This is a genomic window from Kitasatospora sp. NPDC088346 (genome assembly GCF_044740765.1).
Lineage (GTDB): Bacteria > Actinomycetota > Actinomycetes > Streptomycetales > Streptomycetaceae > Kitasatospora.
Map to the genome: position 1 here is coordinate 1 of NZ_JBIURH010000135.1, position 3,734 is coordinate 3,734.

A 3,734-nucleotide genomic window follows, 5' to 3' on the forward strand; every position below is an offset into this window, starting at 1 on the left:
ACCGCGGGCGTTCTCGACGACGGCATCCTCGCCTCGCTCACCCCCGAGCGTCTCGACACCGTGCTGCGGCCCAAGGTCGACGCGGCCTTCCACCTCCATGAGCTGACCGCCGGGCACCCGCTCACGGCGTTCGTGCTGTTCTCCTCCGCCGCCGGTACCTTCGGCGGTCTCGGTCAGGCCAACTACGCGGCCGCAAACGTCTTCCTGGACGCCCTGGCCACCCGCCGCCGCGCCGACGGCCTGCCCGCCACCTCCCTCGCCTGGGGCCTGTGGGCCGATGGCGCGGGCATGGCCGGCGGCCTCGACAGCGGCGACATCGAGCGGATGGCCCGTGCGGGCGTGGAAGGCCTGCGCGCCGAGGAGGGGTTGGCGCTGTTCGACCTCGCGACCGTCTCGGGCGCTGCGACCCTGGTACCGATGCGCCTCGACCTGGCCGCTGTTCGGCGCGACGCCTCCCGGGGGGTGATCCCGCTGCTGCGCGGCCTGGTCCGGGTGCCGATGCGGCGCGCCGCGCGCGCGGGCTCCTCGGCGGGTGGCTCCGAGCTGGTCACCCGCCTGCTCGCCCAGTCCGCCGACGAGCGCGAACAGGCGCTGCTCGACCTGGTCCGCTCCCGTGTCGCCGCCGTGCTCGGCTACGCCGACGCGAGCGCGGTGGACGCGGGACGGGCGTTCAAGGAGTTGGGCTTCGACTCGCTCACCGCCGTCGAACTGCGCAACGAACTCAACGGCGCGACCGGCCTGCGCCTGCCCGCGACGCTGATCTTCGACTACCCGACCCCCGGCGCCCTCGCCGCCTTCCTGCTCACCGAGCTCCTCGGCGAGGCGGCGGACGAGCCCGCCGCCGCCACCCGGCCCACGGGTGCCACGGACGAGCCGATCGCCATCGTCGGCATGGCCTGCCGCTTCCCGGGCGGCATCGGCTCGCCCGAGGACCTGTGGCAGCTGGTCTCGGAGGGCCGCGACGCGGTGTCCGGCTTCCCGGCAGGACGCGGCTGGGACCTGGACGGCCTCTACCACCCGGACCCCGACCACCAGGGGACCTCGTACGCCCGCGAGGGCGGCTTCCTGCACGAGGCGGGCCTGTTCGACCCGGCGTTCTTCGGCATCTCGCCGCGCGAGGCGATCGCGATGGACCCGCAGCAGCGCCTGCTGCTGGAGACCTCCTGGGAGGCCTTCGAACGGGCCGGCATCGACCCGGCCACCCTGCGCGGCAGCCGGACCGGCGTCTTCACCGGCGTGATGTACCACGACTACGTCGCCGGCCTGGGCGGTGAACTGCCCGAGGGCGTCGAGGGTTACCTCGGTACGGGCAACTCGGGCAGCATCGCGTCCGGCCGCGTCGCCTACACCTTCGGCCTCGAAGGGCCGGCGGTCACCGTCGACACCGCCTGCTCCTCCTCGCTGGTCGCCCTGCACCTCGCCGTCCAGGCGCTGCGCAGCGGGGAGTGCACGATGGCGCTGGCCGGCGGTGTCACCGTGATGGGCACCCCCGAGACCTTCGTCGACTTCAGCCGTCAGCGCGGTCTGTCACCCGACGGGCGGTGCAAGTCCTTCGCCGCAGCTGCGGACGGCACCGGCTGGGGCGAGGGTGTCGGTCTGCTGCTGGTCGAGCGGCTGTCGGACGCGCGGCGCAACGGGCACCCGGTGCTCGCCGTGGTCCGGGGTTCGGCGATCAACCAGGACGGTGCGTCCAACGGCCTGACGGCCCCGAACGGCCCGTCGCAGCAGCGCGTCATCCGCCAGGCCCTGGCGGGCGCGGGGCTGTCGGCCGACCAGGTGGACGCCGTCGAGGCGCACGGCACCGGCACCACGCTCGGCGACCCGATCGAGGCGCAGGCCCTGCTCGCGACCTACGGGCAGGCCCACAGCGACGAGCAGCCGCTCTGGTTGGGCTCCATCAAGTCGAACATCGGCCACACCCAGGCCGCCGCTGGCGCGGCGGGCATCATCAAGATGGTGATGGCGATGCGGCACGGAGTGCTGCCGCAGACCCTGCACGTCAACGAGCCTTCGGCGAACGTCGACTGGGAGGCCGGCGCCGTCTCGCTGCTCACCGAGGCGCGCCCGTGGCCCGAGACCGGTCGGCCGCGCCGGGCCGCGGTGTCGTCCTTCGGCATCAGCGGCACCAACGCCCACACCATCATCGAACAGGCGCCCGCCGTCTCCCGGACGCCGCAACGGCCGTCCCCGACGCAGCCCACGCCCGCGGGCCCGCCCGTGCTGCCCTGGCTGCTCTCGGCCAGGAGCGAGGACGCGCTGCGTGCCCAGGCCGACCGCCTGCTGACCGCCGTCGAACACTCCGACGACCTCGAACCGGCCGACATCGCCTTCACCTTGGCGACCGGCCGTGCCGCACTGGACCGCCGCGCCGCGGTCGTCGGCGAGAGCCGCGACGACATCCTGCGCGCCCTGCGCGCACTGGCCACGGGCGATCAGGCCGGTGGCCTGGTCCAGGGCGCCTCCGCTCCCGGGCGGCTGGCGTTCCTCTTCACCGGTCAGGGTAGCCAGCGGGCTTCCATGGGTGAGGAGTTGTGTGCCGCTTATCCGGTGTTCGCGGAGGCGTTCGAGGCGGTCCGTGCGGAGCTGGATCGGCATCTGGAGCGTTCGCTGCGGGAGGCGATCGCGGACGCGGAGCTGGTGAACGAGACCGGCTGGACCCAGCCGGCGCTGTTCGCGGTGGAGGTGGCGCTGTTCCGCCTGATGGAGTCGTGGGGGCTGCGGCCGGACTTCCTGGCCGGTCATTCGATCGGTGAGCTGGCCGCCGCGCATGTGGCGGGTGTGCTGTCGCTGGCGGACGCCGCACGGTTGGTGGCGGCGCGGGGCCGGCTGATGCAGGCGCTGCCGCGCGGCGGCGCCATGGTCGCCGTCCAGGCGGCCGAGGCCGAGATCCTGCCGCTGCTTCCCGAAGGCGTCGGCATCGCCGCCGTCAACGGGCCCACCTCCGTCGTGATTTCGGGCGACGAGCAAGGCGTACTGGACACGGCCGACCTGTTCGGGTCGGACGGCCGCAAGACCAAGCGGCTCGCGGTGAGCCATGCGTTCCACTCGCCGCTGATGGACGGCATGCTGGACGAGTTCCGTACGGTGGCGCGGGAGTTGACGTTCGAGGCGCCGCGCATCCCGATCGTCTCCACGCTCACCGGCGCGCTGGTGTCGGACGAGCTGACGGACCCGGAGTACTGGGTGCGGCACGTCCGCGAGGCCGTCCGCTTCGCCGACGCCGTACGGACTCTGGACGCGCAGCACGTCACCACCTACGTCGAACTCGGCCCGGACGGGATCTTGTCCGCACTGGGTCAGGAGAGCGCGGGCCCGACGGCCGCGTTCGTGCCCCTGCTGCGCGCCGGTCGCCCGGAGACGCGTGCACTGGCGACCGCGCTGGCCCACGCCCACGTCCGCGGCCTGTCCGTCGACTGGACGGCCGTCCACGCGGGGCACGGTGGCCGACAGGTGGACCTGCCGACCTATGCCTTCCAACACGCCTGGTACTGGCTGGAGTCCGCCGCACCACAGCCCGCCCCCAGCGAGGACCCGGCGGGCGCCCACTTCTGGGCAGCCGTCGAGCGCGAGGACAGCTCGGCCCTGGCGGCGGCCCTGGAGATCGAGGACGACGACCAGCTCGGTGCCCTTCTGCCCAAACTGGCGGCGTGGCGTCGGCAGAGCCGTGAGCTGCTGACGGTGGACGGGTGGCGTTATCGGGTGGTGTGGCGGCCGCTGTCGGATGTGGTGGCCGG

Annotated in this window: 1 protein-coding gene; it reads left to right on the forward strand. The window is 73.6% G+C overall.

Annotated elements, in window-relative coordinates:
• A partial coding sequence (locus ACIOFR_RS41890) for a beta-ketoacyl synthase N-terminal-like domain-containing protein (RefSeq protein WP_401006039.1) occupies positions 1 to 3,734 on the forward strand: 3,734 nt, incomplete at both ends.